Genomic DNA, 1,505 nt, shown 5'->3' on the forward strand with positions numbered 1-1,505 from the left:
CAGGGCGAAAGCTTCAGATGTACTAACGTACATAAATAATTCTGCCATGATACATTCTGCTTAATGCAGAGGTATGGTCCAAATGAACAGTTACGCCCCGATAATTGACAGGCTCCACCAACTGGCTGAACCGCGTGATAAGGTACATGTCGTCTATCCCCTCCAGGAGGTCTTATTTATCGTCTATGCCAGTATTCTGAGCGGGTATACTGAGTGGCAGAGCATGGCATCTTTTGCTCATTACAACAAAGCTTGGTTTCGACAATTCTTTCCTTACAAATACGGGTTCCCATCGCACCATACCATAGAGAAAGTATGCATGATGGTTGACTCAGTGGCGTTTATGCAGCTATTTATTGACTGGATGTGCGATACAGTAACCGCGATCAATGCTCGTAAAGTCGGCCCTCCACCTGAAAAAAACGACAATGTTGTTGCCATTGACGGTAAGGCACTTCGTGGGTCACGCCCTGCCAAGGGTAAGAAAATGGTTCACATAGTCAGTGCCTACTGCTCCGAGCTAAATCTCATACTGGGTATAACATCGGTTGATAAAAAATCTAATGAGATTACCGCCATTCCGGAGATTCTGGATATGCTGGTACTGGAAGGCGCTCTGATCACCATGGACGCCATGGGCTGCCAAGTCGCCATATGCAAAAAGATTGTTGAAAAAAAAGCAGATTACCTGATCTGTGTAAAGAACAACCAGCCAACTCTGCACAATCGTATTGATACAGTTTTTGAACAGTATATTGAGGAAAATCCTACAGACCCGGATCCAGATGATGAGGAAAATCCGTTTTTCGCAGAAACAATAGAGAAGAGTCGCAATCGTCAAGAGCACAGGCGCAGCTGGGTATTTAACAATATCAAAAGTCTCGTTGATCCCGGAAATGAATGGCCTGGCCTGGAACACTGCGCGATTATTCAGCGTGATAGACTCATTGACTCCAGGCAATCAACAGAGCTGAATTTCTATATTACCTCCCGGGAAATGACAGCCAAAAGCGTACTGGCAGCGGCTCGGAACCATTGGAGTACAGAGAATAAGCAACATTGGGAATTGGATGTCAGTTTCAGCGAAGACGCCTCTAAAATTCACGAACGAACAGCCACAAAAAATATTGCTACGTTAAGACGATGCTGCTACAACGCCCATAAACAGAGCACCCATTTTGAAAAAGAGAGCATGTGCCGTCGTGCTGAGCTGGCAGGGCTTGATGAAGATTACCGAACAGAGTTAATACTTGAACAGTTTTCCCCTGGATAACAGAAAATAAATCCACCATTTCAATTGGTGACTTAGAGGACAAACTCATAGTCCAGGTTTGTAACACCTCTGGAGAAGTTTGGCGTGCCTGATTCTTTACTTTTTTATCACCAGATATTGAAAATACTGAAAGGCATAGTAATAAATTGAATATAAGAAATTTCTGCCCAAAGGAACAAGTTTAATTAGCGTTAAATAATAGTACTTTAGTACGCCTGAAGCTTTCGCCCTG

At 43.7% G+C, this 1,505-nt stretch carries 1 protein-coding gene; it reads left to right on the forward strand.

The genetic code is table 11. The features are described 5' to 3' along the window. Window positions 1-82 precede the first annotated feature (82 nt). Entirely contained in the window at window positions 83-1,273 is a 1,191-nt protein-coding gene (locus tag ACO6UY_RS24630) for an ISAs1 family transposase (protein ID WP_422491691.1), read from the forward strand. The last annotated feature ends 232 nt before the right edge of the window (window positions 1,274-1,505 follow it).

Origin of the sequence: Endozoicomonas sp. ALE010, assembly GCF_049310165.1 — a bacterium.
Taxonomy (GTDB): domain Bacteria; phylum Pseudomonadota; class Gammaproteobacteria; order Pseudomonadales; family Endozoicomonadaceae; genus Endozoicomonas.

Coding starts and splice junctions, on each gene's coding strand:
- ACO6UY_RS24630 (WP_422491691.1), top strand. CDS start 83: ATGAACAGTTACGCCCCGATAATTGACAGGCTCCACCAACTGGCTGAA.